Consider the following 19225-nt stretch of genomic DNA (forward strand, 5'->3'; position numbering starts at 1 on the left):
CGACGAGGCGTTTCGGGGACGCCCGGCGGCGCTCAGCCGATCGGGATCCAGGCCACCTGGCGCACGTCGGCGAGCCGGTCGACGGAGATGCCCGCGGCCGAGACGGTCCACAACTCGTCGCCCACCACCAGCGAGCGCAGGATCCTGGAGTCGGGGTGGGTGACCCGGCCCACCTCGACGATCCGGGTGCCGTCGACGCGCAACACCAGCGCGTAGGAGCTGCGCGTGCCCGGATACTTCTCGCCGGGGGCGATCTGCGTCCGGTCGGGCATCGAGTAGGCACCGGTCACCGGCACCACCACGGTGCCGTCCTTGGGCCAGTACAGGAACGCGTGCGCGTCCTGCTCCGCCTGCGAGCTGCCGCTGGGGATCGTGTACTGCGCGACCCGGGTCGGATCGGCCAGGGTGCGTACGTCGAACAGGGACACCTGGGTGCCCAGGCGCATGCCGCCGTCGGTGGCGTCCTGGCCGACGCCGATCAGCCGGCCGTCGGCGATCGGGTGCAGGTAGGCCGAGTAGCCGTTGATCTTCAGTTCGCCGACGGTGCGGGGATTGCGCGGGTCGCTCAGGTCGATCGTGTACAGCGGGTCGGTCTGCCGGAAGGTCACCACGTAGGCGATCGGTCCGGCGAAACGCACGCCCATGATCCGCTCGGTGCGGCCGAGTCCGCCCACTCGGCCGATCTGGGTCAGCTTGTCGCCGTTGCGGGCCAGCACGGTGATCGCCGATTCGCTGCTCGAACGCGGGGCGATCGGGGGCTGCGCGGTCGGCGGCCGGGCGCTCGGCATGCTCGGCGGGGTCGGTCGGGTGTCGGTGCCGTCGCTCGGCGCGATGGCGGACCCGGACGAGCCGTCGGGGGCGCTGCCGGGCACCGAGCCGGCCGGGGCCGCGCTGCCCTGGGCGGCGCTCGGCGCGACGGTGCCGGGCTTGGCGGTGCCCGGCGCGCCCGGCACCGAACCGCCCGGTGCGGTGGTGCTTCGGGTGGTGCCGCCGGGCGGGATGTTGCCGGGGCCGCTCTGCGCGATCGTCGGGTCGCCCGGGCTCAGGGTCGTCGCCACCCGCAGGTTGCCGCCGAGTTCGGACATCGCGTACTGGTTGACCATCGTGCCGGAGACCACGCCGGTGGCCACCAGCTTCGGGGTGCCCTTGCCGGAGATGTCGAGCTGGTTGATCGCGGTGGTCGTGGTCGGCGGGCCGCCACCGATCACCTTCGCGTCGTTCGAGACGGCGCGCCGGGAGGCGGTGGTCGCCAGGTACAGGTTGGACTCCGAGGCGTACACGTTGTTCACGTCGGCGGCCACCGTCACCGGGTCGCCCTTGCCCAGGTCGCGGGTCAGGTCGAAGGACAACACGCTCAGCGTCGCGGCGCCGGTGTGTCCCGGCTCGCCCGCTCGGCTCGCCGGGCGGCTGACCCGGTCGCAGCCGACCAGGTTGCCGGATTCGGTGCGGCCGTTCGCGGCGAGGGTGAACTGCGGCAGCCAGTCCCCGACGGTCGAGCGGCGGATCCGGTCGACGGCCTTGTCCTTGTCCGAGGTCCGGTACGTCGACATGTTCAGGCGCGGACGGGAGCGAACCACGATGCGCGCGGTGCTGCCGACCTGGCGCGCGTCGGCGTAGGCGCCGTCCACGGTCAGGTCGCCCAGGCTCCGTGGCGCACCGGTGAGGTCGACCAGGACGAAGCGCGCCCGCATGTTCGTCCCCGGCAGCCCCGGATCGCCGGGGATCGGCGCCATCTTGCCCGAACCGCCTTTGCTCTTCGGCAGGTTCGCGCCGGCGTCCAGGATCAGCAGGGCCCGGTCGCCGGACAACAACAGCTCGGTCGCGCGCGCCCCCGGCACGGCCAGCGACCCGGTGACCTTGTGGGTGGCGGTGTCGACCACGGTCAACCGCCCGTCGGCCACGGTCAGCACCCGGCGCCCGTCGCTCTTGACCAGGTCGGGCTCGTCGACGCCGACCTCCTGGGTGTTCGTGGTCGAGTGCTCCGGCGTCGTGGGCGCGGCGGGCGCGGCCAGATCCGCCGACATGCCCTCCGCCGCCTTGGGCGCGGCGAGCGGAGCGCCGGCGTCCGGCTTCCCGTCGACGGGCACCGACCGGGTGTTCTCGTCCATGCTCCGCAGCGCCGCCGCGCGGAAGTCGTCGACCAGCGCGTCACACGAGTCGAACGCGGTCAGCCGTACCGACTCGGTGTTCGAGGTGGTCGTGCGCTGCGGGTCCGGCTCGGAGCCGCCGGAAGAGGTGCAGCCGCCGACGACGAGTCCCGCCGCCAGCACGAATATCGGCAGGGCCGCGGCCCCGCGCGTGGAACCGTCGTGGATTCGCATGGCCCTGTGACGGAGCGGCTCGCGGAACGGTTCCCTTGCCGCCGAAGAGGGTCGGAAACCGGCCCGAACGGGCCCGCCGCCGGCTGCGGGACGGCCGCCGTGGGGCGGATCCGGGTCATCCTTGCGGCTGTTGTCTCGGGGTCGGGCCAAGGGTTATCCCTGATGGACCACGCTCCGTTCACGGCGCATGCTGTACGGAGCCGTGTGCACAGCGAGAGGAGCCGCGCATGCACCCGAATTCCGGTCCTCACCCACCCCATTGGTACGGCATGCCTCCGCACATGCGGGTGGGCGACGCGGATCGTGAGCGCACGATCGAGCACTTGAAGTTCGCGTTCGGCGAAGGCCGGTTGACCGCCGACGAGTTCGAGGAGCGGGTGGCCTCCGCGCTGGCCGGGAAGACCCGGGCGGACCTGGAGAGCCTGCTGGAGGACCTGCTGATGCCGATGCCGGCTCCACCGCCCCTCGTGCCGCACCCGATGCCCGGGCCGCCGCCGTGGTGGCTCAACCGGCCGGCGGGACCGTTCGCGCGCATGCAGCCGGGGCGTGAACGGGGGTGGAGCGCGGTGGCGCACTGGAGCGGGTTCTGCGCTCCGGTACTGGGTCCGTTCCTGATCCGCCGGAGTGTGGGCAAGGAGTCGCCGTTCGTGCGGGACAACGCGAGCGCGGCGCTCAACTTCCAACTGACCTGTCTGCTCTCGTTCGTGCTCGCCCCGCTCCTGGCCCTGCTCGGCGACGCGGGCGGCGTGCTGATCGGCGCCATGTACTCGGCGATCGCGGTCTGCGCGATCATCGGCGGGGCGCGGGCGGCGGGTGGCGATGTGATGCGTTATCCGATCAGCCTGCGGGTGGTGAAGTGACGCGGCCGGTCGGCGGTGGGCAGGGGGTCGGACAGCGGGGGGTCGGCTCAGGCTCCCGCCGGGTTCGCCCGGCGTGCGGGTCGGCTGCTGCGGCCGAGTCGGCTCGGCCGGGTCCAGAGCAGGAGTTCGCCACCCGGCGGGGAGACCACACCCCCGTGCGCGGGGTCGCCCGCGAACCACACGTCACCGCCGTCGCACTTGTGCAGGTGCCACCAGCGGTGCGACATGGACACCACGGTCAGCGCGTATTGCGTGCCGTCGCCGGTGCGGTCGCCGATCACCAGCGGCGGTCCCCACGCGCCGTCCCCGTCGGCGGGATCGCGGAACCGGCAGGAGCAGGTGACCCAGGGATGCCGGGCCAGTGTGCGCCGCATGCGCCGGGCCAGGACGAGCGCGCCGATTCCGATCACCAGGGCCGTCGCGCCGACCACGAGCGGGACCATGCCCCAGCCGCCGAGGGCCGCGCCGTCGCCACCGTCGTCGCCGGCGGACAGGATCGCGAACCATGCCCCGGTGCACGCCAGACCCACGACCGTCACCGCCACGGCGCGAAGCCGGTACCGCCGCAGTGCCCGGGCGGTCGCGTGCAGGGAGAGCGCCACACACTCCCGCCGCTCGCTACCCATGGCAGCACCCTAAGCAGGCGCGGGCGGCAATGGTGAACCGGTGCGTGTCGGGCGTTTCCGGTACGGGTCGATCGGGGCGGGTGGGGTCGGCCGACGGGGTGCGTCGGCCGGCCCCCACGGGCGCCGGCACGGCTCGGCGCGGACGGGTCAGTAGCGCAGGCCGTGCCCGAACGCGAAGACCGGGTCCTTACCGTCTCGGGGTACGTCCGAGCGCTGCGCGCGTACGTCGGCCATCGAGCGCGGCAGTTCGAACGGCAGGTTGCCCTCGGGTCGTACCCGAGCGAACAGCGCGTCGAGCAGCGGGCCGTCGGCGCAGCCGTAGTTCGCCACCAGCGCGGTGGCGGCCTCGGCGATCTCCGGGAGCACCGCCGGGCGCTCCAGATACACGTCCACGATCGTCGGTACCGTCGCGCACAGCTCCAGGATCGCGGCCAGCTCGACCGCGTCGAACTCCAGCGAACCCGCGTGGAAGAACTGTTCGAAACCGCCCTCGCGCGGCTCGAACGGGGTCTTGACCCGGACGATCGCCACGTCGGCCTCTGCGGGCGTGGCCACGACCGTGCCGTAGCCGGCCGCCACTTCGGCGTCCAGGCCCCGGACGTACACGCGCGAACCCTCGGCCAACGGCAGGAGCGACTCGCCGCGTCGGGTGTCGCCCTCGGGCGCGTCGTTCTTCAGTACGGTGACCGACCTGCTCTGCGCGCGCAGCCCGGCGGCGATGCCGGCGGGCGCGCCGACGGACGCGGCGGCGCCGGCCGGGTCGACGAAGGGGTGGTCGAACAGGCCGAGCACGAACTTCTCCCGCAGCAGGCGCCGCGCCGACACGTCGAGCCGCTCCTCGGTGAGCCGGCCCGCCTCGACCAACGCGACGATCTGCTCGGGGACGTGCTCGCCGCCGAACTGGTCGCAGCCCGCCTCCAGGACGCGCAGCACCCGGTCGGGGACGGACAACTCCTCCACGCCCCAGGCCCGGGCGGGCATGGCCTGGCCCATGATGTTCGCGTCGGAGATCAGACCCCAGTCGGTGCACACGATGCCGTCGAAGCCGAGTCGTTCCCGGAGCAGGCCGGTGATGATGCCCCGGTTGAAGCCGAACGCGACCTCCTCGTGCTCGGTCCCGATCGGCATCCCGTAGTACGGCATCATCTGCGACGTGCCGGCCGCCAGCGCCTCCTTGAACGGCGCCAAGTGGTAGTCGAAGTGGTCACCCGGGTAGACCTGCTCGCGCCCGTACGCGAAGTGCGGGTCCTCGCCGTCGAGTTGCGGGCCGCCGCCGGGGAAGTGTTTGGTCATGCAGGCCACCGACGCGGTGTTCGGCCTTTCGCCCTGTGCGCCCCGGATGTAGGCGGCGACGAGCTTGCCGGTCAGTTCGGCGTCCTCGCCGAAGGTGCCGTTGATCCGCGACCAGCGCGGCTCGGTGGCCAGGTCGATCTGCGGGTGCAGCGCGAGCCGGATGCCGACCGCGAGGTATTCGCGCCGCATCAGGTCGGCGAACTCGCGGACCAGGTCCGCGTCGCCGATCGCGGCCAGGCCCAGCGTCTCGGGGTACTGGGAGAAACCCTCGGCGTACGCGGCGGTGCCGGGGTTGTCGGTGAAGTGGTGCCGGGGGTCCGTGGACAGCGTGATCGGGATGCCCAGCCGGGTCTCCAGCGCCAGTTCCTGGATCCGGTTGTGCCACTGCGCGATGTGCTCGGGACGACCGCCGCCCATCAGGTTGAAGTGGTTCATCCCCTTGTCGGCGATCATCTGCCGGACGGTGAACTCGAACGGCAGCGTGTCCGGATCGTCGAGCAGCGTGCCCTCGGGGCCCATGACCGCGATGGTCTGGAACATCAGACCGGCCTTCTCGGCGACCGTCATCCGGCCGAGCAGGTCCTCCACCCGCTCCTCGATCGACAACGACGCGTCCTCGTAGGGGCAGGTCGCGGCCCGGAAGCGCGTGCGCGCGGTGGTCTCGGTCATGAGTCCTCCAAAAACCTAGTGGTCAGTAGGTTTTTAGCACGGGGGAGGCCGCGGACTCCAGCGCCCGCCGCGGTTCACCCGGGGGTCACGAAGGCTCCGTACAATGGGCCGAATGCGCGCCGGGGGGCATCGGCGCGCCTCGGCGCAGCCGCCGGGGATGCGCGGTGGGTCGCCCGATCCGTCGGGTTCCGGCGCATTCGGCGCGGCCGGCGCGGTCGGCGAATTCACACCATGGGCACGAGGGGCGGACGCAGGTTGGACACCGTGCGGGGCTTGCTCGACTCGCTCCGGGACTTCCTCGACCACGGCGCGTGGACGCAGTGGCCGCTGCCGGCCTCGGTGGCGGTGTTCGTCCTCGTCTGCGCGGTGGGCGTCACCGCGCTGGTGCCCAAGTCGTTGTTCGCCCCGGTGGCGGGTGCCCTGTTCGGCGCGATCGGCGGCACGGTGGTCACCCTGGTCGGGGCCACGCTCGGCGCGCTGATCAGCCTGTACCTCGGCCGCCGGCTCGGCCGGGAACGGATCGGCGGCTGGCTGCACAAGCGCGAGGCGCTGGCCGTCCTCGATCGCAGACTCTCCCGCAACGGGCTGGTGCCGATCACGGTCCTGCGGATGATCCCGGTCCTGCCCTCCTCCGTGGTCAGCTACGGCGCGGCGGCCACCCGGATCAGCACGAGCCACTTCACGATCGGGACGGCGCTCGGCATGTTGCCGATGACGCTGGTCCAGTGCGCCGCCGGGGCCTCGGTCCGACACGGCCTGTCCACACCGGTGGTGGTCAGCGTGTTCGTCGGCTGCGTCCTGCTGGCGCTGGGCATGGTCGCGGTGCGGCGCCGGGGCGGGGAGCCGTCGGCGACGGTGGCGCCGCCGGCCTCGGACGGGGCCGAGTAGGCGGGGCGGTCCGCGGGGACGGGCGATGGCGTCGGCTCGGCGCCGCGTACCCACGCGTGGGTCGGACCGGAAGCCTAGGGTGGGCGCATGTGGGCGAAGACGGGGGAGCGGCGGGCCGCGCGGAGAGCGGACCGGATAGTCGGTGTGGATGTTGCCCGCGCGCTCGCGGTCCTGGGCATGTTCGCCTCGCACGTCGGGCCCGACCCCTACGACGGGGGCGTGGACACGCTGATCCAGGGCGTCACCGGCCGTGCCTCCGCGCTGTTCGCGTTCCTGGCCGGCGTCTCGCTGGTGCTGATGAGCGGCCGGGCGCCGCTGCGCGGCTGGGATCGGGGCAACGCCGCCGTGGTCACCCGGGTGCTGATCCGGGCCGTGCTGCTGCTCCCGCTCGGGATGTGGCTGGCCGACCTGGACACCGGTGTCCTGGTCATCCTGGCCTTCTACGGCCTCTACTTCATGCTCGCCTGGCCCGCGCTGTGGCTGAGCACGCGCACCCTCGTGTGGGTCGCCGTGGGGTGGGCGCTGCTCGGGCCGATCGCCTCGTTCGTGCTGCGCCTGGCCGGGGACACCGGCGATGTTCGTTATGTCGCGCCCGGGTTCGCCGATTGGCGGCAGGGGCCGGGCCACATGTTCGAGACGTTGTTCCTGACCGGCAGCTATCCGGCGATCACCTGGATGCCGTTCGTGCTCGCCGGGATGGCGGTCGGGCGGCTGCGGCTGGGCGAAGCGCGGGTACAGCGCGCGCTGGTCGGGATCGGGGCCGCGCTGGCCGTGCTCGGCTACGGCGGATCCTGGCTCGTGGTCCGACTGTTCACCGGCGATCGGCTGGCGCGGATCGCCGAGCCGGAGGGCGTGTCGGACGTGATCCACGGCCGGGTCGGCTCGGTACCGGTGTCCGATCCCGCGTGGCTCACCGTCGCCGAGGGCCACACCGGTACGCCGTTCGAGATCGTCGGTGCGATCGGCGTCGCTCTCGCACTGCTCGGCCTCGCCCTGCTCGCCTGCCGCCCCTGGCTCGGCCGGATCGTGCTCGACCCGCTGATCGCGGTCGGCTCGATGGCGCTCACCGTGTACACCGCCCACCTGATCGTGATCGACCGCTGGCTCCCACTCGCGTCCGGGGAGACCTGGCGGCGGCTGATCGGCTTCTTCGTGGTCACGATGCTGCTGTGCTGGGCCTGGCGGCACACGCTGCGCAAGGGGCCGATGGAGGCCGCGCTGCATCTGCTCTCCGCGCTCCCCGCACGGTGGGTGCGGGGAGCCGCGGGGGGTGGGTCGCCTCGCCCGGTCGCGGCCTCGGAGGAGCCGGTCAGATGAGCAGGCCCTGCGCCCTGGCGCGGCTCAGCCAGGTCGGATACTCGTTGGTCATCAGCTCGTAGAGCTGCCCGTCGGGGACGTTGGCCGGGTCCTGGACCGAGAAGAAGTCGGCGTTGTCGACGTAGCGGCCGGTCAGGTCGTCCAGCTCCTCCAGGAACGAGAAGCCGCCCGGCCGGCCCAGTCCCATGAACTGCCAGAAGATCGGCTCGAAGCTGGAGTAGGTGATCTGCTCGCGCGTCGCCTCGCGCGAGGTGGTCTGGCCGTCGGTGATGAACATGACGTATACGGGCAGGTCGTTGGCCAGCGGTTGGTACCGGGGCGCGCTGCTGCCGAAGTAGTGCTCGCGGACCAGCCGCATCGCGCCGGCGTAGTCGGTCGAGCCCTCCAGGCCGGGGCTGCGCCGGATCCGCTCGGCCCAGCCGTTGTACTGGCCGAGCCCGAGTTGCCCGGCCACGTGTCCCCGGGAGCCGGAGAGGAACACGTCCACGGCCGCGTTGTCGTCGAAGCGCAGACCGAGCGAGAGCACGCGCTCGGCGAGCGCCTGGACCTTGCCCTTCTTGAACAGCGACTGCATCGAGTAGGAGATGTCCAGGCAGAGCGCGACGCGCGCGGTGTGTTCGCCGAGTCCGCGCTTTTCCAGGCTCACCGCGGCCTGCTTGGTCAGGTTGAGCAGTTGCGGGTGGCCCTCGTCGGCCAGCCGCTTCTCCATGTCGATCAGGGTCCGCTTCTTGAGGCTGATCGCGGGGGCGGCGGGCGGGGGAGAGGTGGGCGGCGGGGGTACGGGGGAGCCGGGCGCGGCGGCGGGTGGGGCGAACGCGGTCGGGGCGGGGGCGCTGGGGGCGGGTGGGGCGCTCTGTGGGCCGGCCGCGTCGTCGGCGGCGACCTCGATGCCGAAGTCGGTGGCAAGGCCGGACAGCCCGGACGCGTACCCCTGGCCCACGGCGCGGAACTTCCAGGCGCCGTTGCGCAGGTAGAACTCGCCGAACAGGAACGCCGTCTCGGTGGACGCCTCGTCGATGTCGAACTCGGCGATCGGCCCGCCCTGCGCGGTCACCACGTGCAACGCGAGCCCGGGCACCTGGCCGAAGCTGCCGCCGTCGGCCGACGCGCCGATCACCACGCGCTCGACGTCCGCCGGGATCGCCGCGAGGTCGACCCGGATGGTGTCCGTGACGACGCCGCCGGCGGTCGGCTGCTTCCCCTCGTGCCGGACCGCGCCGATGGCGTCGGAGGGCTGGTTGTAGAAGACGAAATCGGCTTCCGTGCGCACCTTGCCGGCGGCGTTCAGGAGCAGCGCCGAGGCGTCCACGTCGGGGGCTCCCGCCGCGCGCCAGGTCAGGACCGCACGCAACTCGGCGGTCGGTACCGGAGTGTTCCCACCTTTACTTATCTTCGCCATGCGCCCATCTTGCCCGCGCCATCGACCTCCCGTACGAGCCCGCCCACCCCCACGCACCCCAACCAGTGCGGGACGTCGGGGCGAGACGAGGGTGGGAGCGCGGGGCGGATCGGCACGATCGAGCGGGATGGCGGGGGCTGCCGGCTCGGCCCGCGCGGTGTGGCGCCCCCGTCCACCCGGCCGCGCCTGCGCGTGCCGCGCTCCCGCCCGCGCCGCGCCCCCGCCCAGCCGTGCCCACGCCGGCTTGGCCGTGCCCGCCGTCCCACGGCTTGCCCACGCCGGCTTGTCCCTGCCGCATCGCGCCGGCCGTGATCGGCCTGCTCCCCGGGCTTCGACTCCCTGTCACCCCCGCCACGCGCCCCGCCCGGCCGCTGCCATGGCGCGCTGCTGTTCCTTCGGCCCCGTTCCGCCGGTCCCGTCCCCTGCGGGCCCTGCCACGCACCGACTCCCGTCGGATCGGCATTGGCACCGTCCCGCGCTTCGGCCCGCTGCGACCCGCCTCCCGCGCCGCGTGCCGTGCCCGTCCCGCCCCGGTCTCGCGCTTCGCGCCCGTCCCGCCCCGGTCCCGCGTGCCGTGCCCGTCGCGGTCCGGTTTCGGGCTTTGTGCGGGCTGGGTTGTTGGGGGTGATCACAAGCTGGTGTGGGGGTGGGCAAGGTGTGGCTTGGAGTGGTCGTGGGTGGGCGGGTTGTGGTGGGACTCGATCTCGGTCTCGTTCTGTGTTAGTCTGAAGCCTGTTGCAGTTGTGGTTCGCATCATCTTCTGAGTGCGCCTGTAGAGCTGTTCACTACGGGCGCATTTTGCATTTCGGTAGCTTCCGAAATGAGGGCGAAAAACGCGGCGACGCCCGGATTCACGAAGTGTGGATTCGTTCATCGGCCCACATGTAGGGAGAAAAATATGGCTACCGGAACCGTGAAGTGGTTCAACTCGGAAAAGGGCTTCGGCTTCATCGCGCAGGACGGTGGCGGCGACGACGTCTTCGCTCACTTCTCCGCGATCCAGGGCAACGGCTACCGTGAGCTCATCGAGGGCGAAGCCGTCGAATTCGACGTCGTGCAGGGCCAGAAGGGCCTCCAGGCGGAGAACATCAACCGCCTCTGATCTTCACTGATCGGCACGACCGAGGGCCGGCCGCCGCACTTCGAGTGCGGCGTGCCGGCCCTCGGCATTTCCGGCTCTCGGCGGATCAGGCCCGCTGCTGCGCCACCCCCGGGGCCCCCGGCGCGCCGTCGGCGGCCAGCGCGGCCAATTCCTCCTCCACCCGCCGTGCGTGCGCTGCCTCGTCCTCCCGCGCCTTGCGCGGACTCCAGCGCCCGGCCATCACGAACACGCTCGGGACGAACAGCGCCTGGCACGCCAGGGTCAGCCACCACCAGCGCATCCACTCGTCGCTCGTCCGGTCCTTGGCCTTCCGCACCTCCTCGCCGTGGTCGATCAGTACGGCGAGCGACTGCTGCTTCTGCTCGACCAGATTCAGCTTGGCGAGGTCGCCCCCGGCCAGCTGCAACGCCTTGACCTGCAGCTCGATCGGGATCGCCGCGCGGTTGGGGTATTTGGACATCTGGATGAACAGCGCCGGGTCCTTCTGTACCAACTCCAGCGCCGCCCCCGCGTCCGCCTGCGCCGCGACCACCTCCTCGCCGTGGTTCACCAACGGCGTCGCGGAGGTGACGATGACCGGCGTGAACACCGCGGACACCGACACCACGATGCGGATGATCCAGCCCCACACCGCCAGCCCCGTCGCGGTCGCCGCCGGGTTGTGCTTCTCGACCGTCTCCGTGTACCCGGCCATCCACGGCGCCCAGGCCATCCCGCTGCTCGCGCCGATGCCGACCAGGAGCCAGGCGAACGTGTAGTAGCCGGTGTCCGGGTGGTCGGTGGTCAGGGCGAACAGGTACGTGAACACCACCGTGCCCACGCCGCCCACGATCATGAACGGCTTGCGCACCCGGGTCAGGTCGGACGCGACGCCCACCACGACGAGCGCGATCGCGTTCGCCCCCCAGTACCAGTTGGCGAGGGCGTTGGTCCGCTGCTCGGAGTACCCGTAGACGGTCGAGTAGTAGACCACCAGGTTGCCGACGACCGTGTAGTAGAACATCAGGTGCAGGCTGATCCCGAGCGCCGGCGCGAGGATGTCCAGGCGCATCATCTGCCGCCAGTGGTTCTTCTGCGCGGCCTCGACGTCCAGGCCGCGTGCCCTGGCCTCGATCAGCGCCTTGTCCCGCAGCGAGACCATGAGTTGGTCGCGCAGCGCCGGGGACAACTCGCGCAGGCCGAACAGCGCGACCACGAACACGACCAGGCCGGTGATGCCGGCGTACCGGAACTCGGTCTGCCAACTGCTGGAGTCCAGCGTGTTGCTGCTGACCGTGGTGACCACGAGGCTGCCGATGATCGGCCCCAGCGTCCAGAAGCCCATCGCGCCGGCCCGGCCGACCTGCGGCGAGAAGTCGCGGATCAGCGCAGGCGTGGCGACCAGGGCCATGCCCTCGACCACGTTCACCAGGGCCATGAAGAACATGAACCAGCCCTTGCTCTGCGCGTTGGGCAGTGCGAACAGGACGAGCACGCCGGTGAGCAGCAGGCCGTACACGACCAGGTTGGCCCGCCCCCACCGGTCGGCGAGTCCCGCGAGCAGCGAGGCGAATGCGCCGACCGCGTTGCCGACGACCGAGATCATCGTCGCGTACATGAAGGTCATGCCGTACTCGTGCATCAGCAGCGTGGAGACCGCGTACTGGATGTAGAGCTCGTAATACAGGATCACCGACGCGACGACCACGATGGACAGGTAGAGGATCCGTGGCCCGTTGGCCGGGTAGCGGTGCAACTGCCGGTACCACAGGCCGTGCACGATCGCGGGCAACCGGGCGGGGGGTGCCGGGGGCGGGGGTTCGGGATCTCTGTCGGCGGGCGCATCCGACGGGGACGTGCTGGATGACATGCGGCCTCCTCGACGAGCGTGGGTCTATCGAGGTACTGGGGTGCGGGAACACGGCCGTGCGCGGACGTCGGGCCAGGGGGAAGGGACGCCCCCCTGGGCCAACGCGTGGAGTGACCTTAGTACCGGCCGGTAGCGCGCTACCAGAGCGATCGGCAAGAAATGGAACGGGTTTCGATTTCGGGATGGTGAGGGCGGCCGTACCTGGGCGGACGCGCCGGGGTGGTGGGGCGGAGTGGGATGGAGGTGACCCCAAGGTCGGATTTGCGGGGGTGTCGGTGGCACGCGAGTGGCGGCGCTTGCGGAGTGTGGTGCGCATGCGGCGCGGCGTAGGGACAAAGCTGGATGATATTGCCGAACTTGGGTGATCTATTGGGAAATACTTGCGCACACGGTTCGGGCCCGCGGCTCGCGGTCGCGCTCTACGGTGGAGCCACCGTTATCGCCCAATGCAAGGGGTATCGCGTGGAATCGATCTCGGTGGACCTGCTCAGCGGGCTTGCCGCAGGGGCCGGCGGCGACGCCGGTCGACTGGCCTGGACACGCCTCGTCGAACTTGTCCGCATGCCGCTGCCGGACACGGACCGGCCCGGCGGTACAGGGGGCTCGCCGATGGCCGGATCCGAGGGGATACCGCAGTCGCGGGCGTCGGATGGGGCGGCTTTGGGGTCTGGCGGGCCGGGCGCGTCGGGCGCGTCGGGCGCGTCGGAGGCTCAGGACGTGCCGCATCGGTCGGCGCCGGTGCCCACGGGCGAGCTGGAGCTGACGCTGCTCGGGCACGAGACACCGGGAGGGCTGCGGGCGTACACCCGCGCGCACGCGCTCGCCGGCGCGTTGGCGTTACGGGCCGAGCGTGATCCGGACTTCGCCCGCTCGATCGGGCACTGGTACGCCGAGGCCCGACGGATCGGCCTGGACGGCCCGGACGCGTCGGACGAGGGCGGGGGCTCGGGTTCGGGTGGGCGCGGTGGGTGCTGCGGACGGGGTGGGCACGGCGTGATCGTGCTGGGGGAGGGGGTGGACGGGCTCGATGGGCCGTTCCGGCTCGGGCCGGCGGGGGGATGGGCGATGGGGGGTGACCCCGAGGGTCCGGGGTCGGTGTGGCCGGCGGATGGCGCGGGTGAGGGCGGGGAGGCGGGCGCGCCGCCGGGCTGAGGGGTGGTGGGCGGCGGGCGGTGCCGGTCTGCGGCGGGGCGTCCCTGGCCGCGTTCAGGTCTTTGCGTGCCTGCGGCGGACCGGTGCGCCCCGGACCGTGCTCGGCCGGCGATCCGGATTCGGCTCGGGGCGGGCCTCGACGCGCGGGTCGGCCGGGGCCTCGGGGCGCGGTTCGGGGTGGGGACGGGGCTCCGCCGAGGTCGGGTCGACGATGAAGCGCATCCGGTCCAGGTGCGCCCGCGCACTGTGCAGGCCGCGTTCGGCCGGGCCGGGGACGAGTTCGCGCATCGCCACCACGGCGGGCCCCAGGCGGACCGCCTCCCGGGCATCGGTCACCCGCAGCCACACCTTGAGCGCGTTGTCGGCGGCGGCGATCGTACTCGGGTGTTGCGGGCCGACCGCCTCGGCGCCGCGCTCGGCGACCTGGCAGTAGATCAGGATCGCGTCCGCGACCCGGCCCAGACCGGCGCTGACGAACGCCAACATCGCCTGCGCGTCCAGCGTGCCCGGGTGCGTGGGGCCGACCAACTTCTCCATGTGCATGCCGAGTTCGGCGGCCTTCTGCCACGCCTCCATGCCGCGCCCGGTGTCCGCCGCGTGCCGGATGGCGGCCAACTCGTTCCAGTACGTGGGCAGGATGTCCGCCGGGCGGATCAACGCCCCGGCCGCCGTGGCCCCTTGTGCCAGTGCGCGGCGGGCGGGGATGGGGCCGACGGCTCGCCCGCGTACCGGCATCGACATCGGTCGATGGGGCCCGATTCCGCGGTGCGGGGCCAGCGCCGGGGGCAGCTGCGTGGGACTCGTGGTCGGCGGGCGGCGCGCGGGAGTCGGCGTCAGGGCGCCCGCGTCGGTCTGGATCCGCACGGTTATCCGAGGAGGGAGCGGCGGGGGCGGCGCCTCGGACCGCGGGTGCGGCGCGGGGCCGGCCCCGCGCTGCTGCGGCTTGGCACCGGTTGCCGAGCGGGACGACGTCGTGCCGGCCGTGGTCGCACGGCGCATCAGGCCGCCCGACGGGCCGGTGCCGCCGGCGGCGTGCGGGGTGGTGGCGCCCTGCGGGCCGATGTCGGGCGGGCCGACGCCGGTCGCCGGGCCCGGGAACTCCGGTTCGCGGTCCAGGAGGGCGGCGTTGGCCGGTGGGCCGGGTCGGGGTCGGCCGGACGGGGCGCCGCCGGTGCGGGCGTTCGGCGTCGGCGTACCGTCCTTGCCGGCGGGACCGCGCAGGGGTGGGCTGCCGGGTCGGGCGGCGCCGGCGCGGAGTGCGTCGCGCAGGCTGGTACCCGGGACCTCGGGCTCGTCGTCCGGCCCGGAGGACAGCGCCGAGCGGACCAGACCCAACGCCCGGCGGCCGACGCCCGGTTCCTCGCGCTGCCGGGCGGGGGCGGCCGACGCCGTTCCCGCCGGCTCGCGATGGGTGGGCTCGACCACAGCGTCGCCGACTGCGCCGCCGCCGACCACGCCCGAGCCGCGCAGGCCGGAACGTTGCGCCGGAGTCATCCCGTTGGGCGGCACCGCGGACAACGCCGAGACTCCCGTTCCGGCCGCGCCGGCGCCGCCGCCGCGCGGGGAGACCGCCTTCAGTCGGCGAACGGCTGTACGCAGGGTGGGCGGACGGGCCTCGGGTGAGCAGTTGGCCAGTGCGAGCGACCCGGCGGAGGGCGCGAACTCGACGGTGTCCGGAGCCAGTCGGGCCCGCTCGGCCAGGAGCGGATGGATCTCCTCGGCCGGTACGGGGTCGGGCAGTTCGGCGAAGCCCTGCCCGAGCGCGGCAACGAGGGTGCGGGTGAACGGATTCGGCGGACCCTTGACGTCGGGAGGATTCACCACGCCCCACAGCGGAATGCCCGTGCACAGTTCGTGGGCCCGTTCGCGGATCGCCTCCCAGGCTTCCCGTCCGGCCGTCAGATCACAGATCACGAGGGTGTTCTCGGTCGGCCGCGGGCCGAGCAGCTCGACCACCCAGGACCACGGAAGCCCGTCGTAGCGAACCGAGTTGGGCGTGGAATCACGCAGCCCCAGGTGCAGTTCGCGCCGCCGCCGGTCGATCAGGAGACGACCGGTCAGGTACACGATCACCGGCCCGTCCACGGCGCCGGCGGCCTGGAGATAGGCGCGTACCGCGTGCGGTTGCACGGCGTCGGGCAGCTGGATCACGTCCGCGGCGGCGTCCGGGAAGAGCTGATGCGGTGTCAGCGCCGACATCGCGACCAGGTTCCCACCGCTGTCCGACCGCCGCCCGCGCCCGGCTCTTCCACCCTCCACGAGCAGCAACTGGCCACGCTCGGACGGAACCCGGATGACCCGCCCCCCACGTTCGCTCATGTGTGCCTCCCCGGCCGAGCCTTCTTGGGTGGTCCACCACGCACCTGAAGATTAGGGCTATCGACCGACCATGGTCGACATATCGGACCGGTTGGCCGGTCAGCCGTGCCCCCGCACGCAGTCGCAACGAAGCAAAACCGGGGCGCACAAGGGGCGCACCCTCGACCGTCGGCGGCGGGGGTTCGTGCGAGTGCGGGTGGCTGCGGGGCGTGGGCCGTATGGCGAGAGCGGTGCTCTTGTTTGGGTGCAGTGCTCTGGTGTCTGGCAGACTGGCCGTATGACCGCAGCTCCCCGCACCGCGCGTGATCGTGCCCGGGCCGAACTCACTCACGAGATCAAGGATGTCGCGCGACGACACCTCGCCGCCGAGGGCGCCCAGCGGTTGTCGTTGCGTGCGGTGGCCCGTGAGCTGGGGATGGCTTCGTCGGCGCTGTATCGATACTTCCCGAGCCGGGACGAGTTGCTGACCGCGCTGATCGTGGACGCCTACGATGCGGTGGGCGAGCGGGTCGAGCGTGCCGTCGAGGCGGCGGGGCCGGCCGCGCATCCGCGTGCCGCCTGGCGTGGGCTATGCGGCGCGGTGCGGGCGTGGGCTCGGGAGCATCCGCACGAGTATGCGCTCATCTATGGTTCGCCGGTCCCCGGCTATCAGGCGCCTGACGACACTCTGGCCCCCTTCTCGCGGGTGCCGTTCGCGCTTCTCGGGATCCTCCGCGACTCCGGACAGGATCCTGCCCGGCCCTCCGGGGAGGCGGATCTGCCCGGGCCGTTGGCGAAGCAGTTCGAGGCCGTGGTGGCGGCGGGTGGTCTGGAGGTCTCGCCGGCGACGTTGGCGCGGGCGGTGTTCGCCTGGGCCGGCGTGTTCGGGATCGTGAGCTTCGAGCTGTTCGGACAACTCGCCGGGAGTGCCGATCCCGCCGATCCGTTCTTCGCGTATGCCGTCGACCGGCATGCCGACCTGCTCGGGCTGGCCTGACCGATGGGCCGGCTCTCCCGCGCGCAGGTCCTGGACGCGGCGCTCGCACTCGCCGATCGTGACGGCATCGCCAAGTTGTCGATGCGGCGACTCGGTGCGGAGCTGGGGGTCGAGGCGATGACGCTGTACTACTACGTGCCGAACAAGGACGCCGTGCTGGACGGCCTGGTCGAGCGGATCGTGGCCAGTGTGGCGCCTCGACCGCGTGGCCCGCGGGCGGTGTGGCTGGGCGAGTTCGCCCACGCGTTCCGCGCCGAACTGCTGCGCCACCCGGCGGTCGTTCCGCTCGTCGCGACGCGTCCGGTCGCGACTCCGGAGGCGTTGGCCGCCGTGGAGCGGGCCGCGGCGGCGCTGGTCGGGGAGGGGTTGGCGCCGCTGCGGGCGTTCCAACTGCTCAACGCGGTCACCACGTTCGTGATCGGGCATACGTTGGCCGAGTTGGATCCCGAGGGCGGGGAGCCCCGGGACGACCCGGCGGTGGATGCGGCGGAACTGCCCTGTTTGGCCGAGGCGTTGGCGGCGGGATTGGGTACGCGGGCCGACCACGACGAGCGTTTCGAATCGGCGATCAGGGCTCTGTTGGCGGGGATCGAGTAGGCGTTTCCGGGGAACGGGCGTTTTGCGCGGGGTGGGTGGGGCGTTCGGGCTAGTCCTGGACCAGGACCACGGCTGTGCCGTATGCGCAGATTTCCGTGCCGTTGCCCGCGTCGGTGACGTCGTATCGCATGGCGAGGATCGCGTTGGCGCCGCGACCGCGGGCCTGTTCGACCAAGCGCTCGGCCGCTTCGGTTCGGCTCTGTACCAGGGTTTTGGTGAGGCCGCGCAGTTCGCCGCCCACCATCGATTTGAGGCCCGCGCCGAGCTGGCTGCCGATGTTGCGTGAGCGCACGGTGAGGCCGAAGACCTCGCCGATCACCCGTTGCACGCGGTAGCCCGGTACGTCGTTGGTGGTGACCACGAGCACGCCCGGGTCGTTGGGCGCGCCGCCGTACGCGTCGAGATCGCTCATGTCGGCCTCCGGAGTCGGGGGATCGGGGAGTGGGGGAATCGGGGGGTCGGGGAATCGGGACGGGTTCGCTCTTTGTGACAGGTGGCCGCGCGGCGGCCGTCCCACACGTGATGCCACCGGTTCGGCGGATGGGCCGGGGGCCGGACCTTGACCATTTTTACGCTGTAAGACAAGCTGTGATCGCGCCGTTTCTTACACTGTAAGAGGTGCTCGGGCGCGACGACGAAAGCACGGAAGCACGGAAGCACGGAAACGAGGGGGAACGCGGCGATGCTCATCGGTGCAATGGTGCGGCGGCTCAACGACGGTGTGGACTACGCGACCTTCCGCGACGCGTGGCTCCCGGACGAGCGGTTCGAGGGCGACCCCCGACGGGTGCTCAGCGCGATCGACCTGGCCGACCCGCAGCAGTTGTTGACCGTTGCGATGATCGACGCGACGCCCGAGGAGATCCCCGGATGGGTGGCCCGCATCGGGGCGAGCGAGCAGCGCCGGGCGGAGCGGATCAAGGGGCTCGTCGGTCCGTGGCAACTCAACGCCACCTACCGGATCGTCGGCGACGACAACCTCGCCGCCGTGATCGCACGTTGACGGTCCGGGCCCGATCCGGCTCGCCCGCCCCGGCGCATCCATCCGAAAACCTTTGTGCCGCAGCCGTGTTCCCCTGCTAGCGTCGCGGCGTGGCGAAATTGAACCAGATCATCGCGGTGGAGAAGGGCGTCAAGACCAAGTCCTTCCAGGAATTGACGGATGCCCACCAGCGGGTCCAGAAGGGCGCGTTGTTGTCGGGTATCTCGCGCACCTACCAACCCAAGGACGAGGAGGGCGAGCAACTGCCGCCCGAGTCGACCCGGGTGCAGGTCAAGGGCGAGGAAGTGCTGCGTTCCGTCACCGGCACGCTGACCCGGCTCTTCGACGTGACCGCGACCAAGGACTGGGCCAACTGCGAGGCGCGCGCCGACGTGGTCGTGGATGGCACGCCGTTGCTGCGCGACGTCCCGGTGTCGTACCTGCTCTTCCTGGAGAAGCAACTGGTCGACGTGCACACCTTCGTGCGCAAGCTGCCGATCCTGGACGCCGCCGAGACGTGGACGCTCGACCCCTCCACGGACTCCTGGCGCACCGAGCCGGTGCGTACCGTGCGGACCAAGAAGGTCCCGCGCAACCACGTCAAGGCCGAGGCGACGGAACACCACCCGGCCCAGGTCGAGATGTACTTCGAGGACATCGCCGCCGGCTACTGGACCACCGTCAAGTTCTCGGGCGCGCTGCCCGCCCGGCGCGTGAACGAACTCGTCGAGCGGGTCGAAAAACTGCAGCGGGCGGTCAAGTTCGCGCGCGAGGAAGCCAACGGCGCGGAAGTGACGGACCGTCGGATCGGCGACGCCGTCTTCGCCTACCTGCTCGGCAACGGCCAGGGCGAGTAGGCTTCGAGAATCCCCCGA

At 71.9% G+C, this 19225-nt stretch carries 16 protein-coding genes; 9 read left to right on the forward strand and 7 right to left on the reverse strand.

Annotation, left to right across the window (positions count from 1 at the left end):
- Nucleotides 1–32: 32 nt before the first annotated feature.
- Entirely contained in the window at nt 33–2321 is a 2289-nt protein-coding gene (locus ACWGR4_RS01225) for a beta-propeller domain-containing protein (RefSeq protein ID WP_452133783.1), read from the reverse strand.
- Nucleotides 2322–2548: 227 nt separating this feature from the next.
- Between ACWGR4_RS01225 and ACWGR4_RS01230 the strand changes: the two genes are divergently transcribed.
- Complete coding sequence (locus ACWGR4_RS01230) at nt 2549–3181, forward strand: DUF1707 domain-containing protein (RefSeq protein WP_452133782.1); 633 nt, start codon at nt 2549–2551, stop codon at nt 3179–3181.
- Between the two features lie 47 nt (nt 3182–3228).
- Here the strand turns inward: ACWGR4_RS01230 and ACWGR4_RS01235 are convergent, their stop codons facing one another.
- Nucleotides 3229–3807, reverse strand: a complete 579-nt coding sequence (locus tag ACWGR4_RS01235; protein ID WP_379996646.1) for a hypothetical protein — start codon at nt 3805–3807, stop codon at nt 3229–3231.
- A gap of 147 nt (nt 3808–3954) precedes the next feature.
- The gene (locus tag ACWGR4_RS01240) at nt 3955–5769 is read right to left on the reverse strand and encodes a glycoside hydrolase family 3 protein (protein ID WP_452133781.1); all 1815 of its coding nucleotides are present in this window, start codon (nt 5767–5769) and stop codon (nt 3955–3957) included.
- Nucleotides 5770–6042: 273 nt separating this feature from the next.
- Between ACWGR4_RS01240 and ACWGR4_RS01245 the strand changes: the two genes are divergently transcribed.
- Both ACWGR4_RS01245 and ACWGR4_RS01250 read left to right on the forward strand, forming a co-directional pair.
- The gene (locus ACWGR4_RS01245; RefSeq protein WP_452133780.1) at nt 6043–6657 is read left to right on the forward strand and encodes a TVP38/TMEM64 family protein; all 615 of its coding nucleotides are present in this window, start codon (nt 6043–6045) and stop codon (nt 6655–6657) included.
- A gap of 87 nt (nt 6658–6744) precedes the next feature.
- Nucleotides 6745–7974: a DUF418 domain-containing protein gene (locus ACWGR4_RS01250; protein WP_452133779.1), complete on the forward strand. Its 1230-nt coding sequence runs from the start codon at nt 6745–6747 to the stop codon at nt 7972–7974.
- On the opposite strand, the gene ACWGR4_RS01255 is transcribed toward ACWGR4_RS01250, so the two are convergent.
- Entirely contained in the window at nt 7967–9373 is a 1407-nt protein-coding gene (locus ACWGR4_RS01255) for a VWA domain-containing protein (RefSeq protein WP_452133778.1), read from the reverse strand. The genes ACWGR4_RS01250 and ACWGR4_RS01255 overlap by 8 nt on opposite strands.
- 898 nt (nt 9374–10271) lie before the next feature.
- Between ACWGR4_RS01255 and ACWGR4_RS01260 the strand changes: the two genes are divergently transcribed.
- On the forward strand, nt 10272–10475 hold the full coding sequence (locus ACWGR4_RS01260) for a cold-shock protein (protein ID WP_078974744.1): 204 nt from the start codon (nt 10272–10274) through the stop codon (nt 10473–10475).
- A gap of 85 nt (nt 10476–10560) precedes the next feature.
- On the opposite strand, the gene ACWGR4_RS01265 is transcribed toward ACWGR4_RS01260, so the two are convergent.
- Nucleotides 10561–12324, reverse strand: a complete 1764-nt coding sequence (locus ACWGR4_RS01265; protein WP_379996656.1) for an MFS transporter — start codon at nt 12322–12324, stop codon at nt 10561–10563.
- 462 nt (nt 12325–12786) lie between these two features.
- Here ACWGR4_RS01265 and ACWGR4_RS01270 point away from each other — a divergent pair, with 462 nt between their 5' ends.
- A complete protein-coding gene (locus ACWGR4_RS01270; protein WP_452132506.1) occupies nt 12787–13476 on the forward strand; it encodes a hypothetical protein in 690 nt (229 codons plus the stop codon).
- A gap of 54 nt (nt 13477–13530) precedes the next feature.
- On the opposite strand, the gene ACWGR4_RS01275 is transcribed toward ACWGR4_RS01270, so the two are convergent.
- A complete protein-coding gene (locus ACWGR4_RS01275; RefSeq protein WP_452132505.1) occupies nt 13531–15795 on the reverse strand; it encodes a hypothetical protein in 2265 nt (754 codons plus the stop codon).
- A gap of 277 nt (nt 15796–16072) precedes the next feature.
- On the opposite strand from ACWGR4_RS01275, the gene ACWGR4_RS01280 reads away from it, so the two are divergent.
- Together ACWGR4_RS01280 and ACWGR4_RS01285 are read left to right on the forward strand one after the other, a co-directional pair.
- On the forward strand, nt 16073–16771 hold the full coding sequence (locus ACWGR4_RS01280; RefSeq protein ID WP_452132504.1) for a TetR/AcrR family transcriptional regulator: 699 nt from the start codon (nt 16073–16075) through the stop codon (nt 16769–16771).
- A gap of 3 nt (nt 16772–16774) precedes the next feature.
- Nucleotides 16775–17368 (forward strand): TetR/AcrR family transcriptional regulator C-terminal domain-containing protein, encoded by a 594-nt coding sequence (locus ACWGR4_RS01285; RefSeq protein WP_379996664.1) that lies wholly within the window; start codon nt 16775–16777, stop codon nt 17366–17368.
- Nucleotides 17369–17417: 49 nt separating this feature from the next.
- Here the strand turns inward: ACWGR4_RS01285 and ACWGR4_RS01290 are convergent, their stop codons facing one another.
- Complete coding sequence (locus tag ACWGR4_RS01290) at nt 17418–17780, reverse strand: YbjQ family protein (protein WP_379996666.1); 363 nt, start codon at nt 17778–17780, stop codon at nt 17418–17420.
- A 270-nt stretch (nt 17781–18050) separates the two neighbouring features.
- On the opposite strand from ACWGR4_RS01290, the gene ACWGR4_RS01295 reads away from it, so the two are divergent.
- The gene (locus ACWGR4_RS01295) at nt 18051–18371 is read left to right on the forward strand and encodes a hypothetical protein (protein ID WP_379996668.1); all 321 of its coding nucleotides are present in this window, start codon (nt 18051–18053) and stop codon (nt 18369–18371) included.
- A gap of 89 nt (nt 18372–18460) precedes the next feature.
- Nucleotides 18461–19207 (forward strand): DUF7873 family protein, encoded by a 747-nt coding sequence (locus ACWGR4_RS01300; protein ID WP_078974739.1) that lies wholly within the window; start codon nt 18461–18463, stop codon nt 19205–19207.
- Nucleotides 19208–19225 lie beyond the last annotated feature (18 nt).

It is taken from the genome of Embleya sp. NPDC055664, assembly GCF_053618075.1.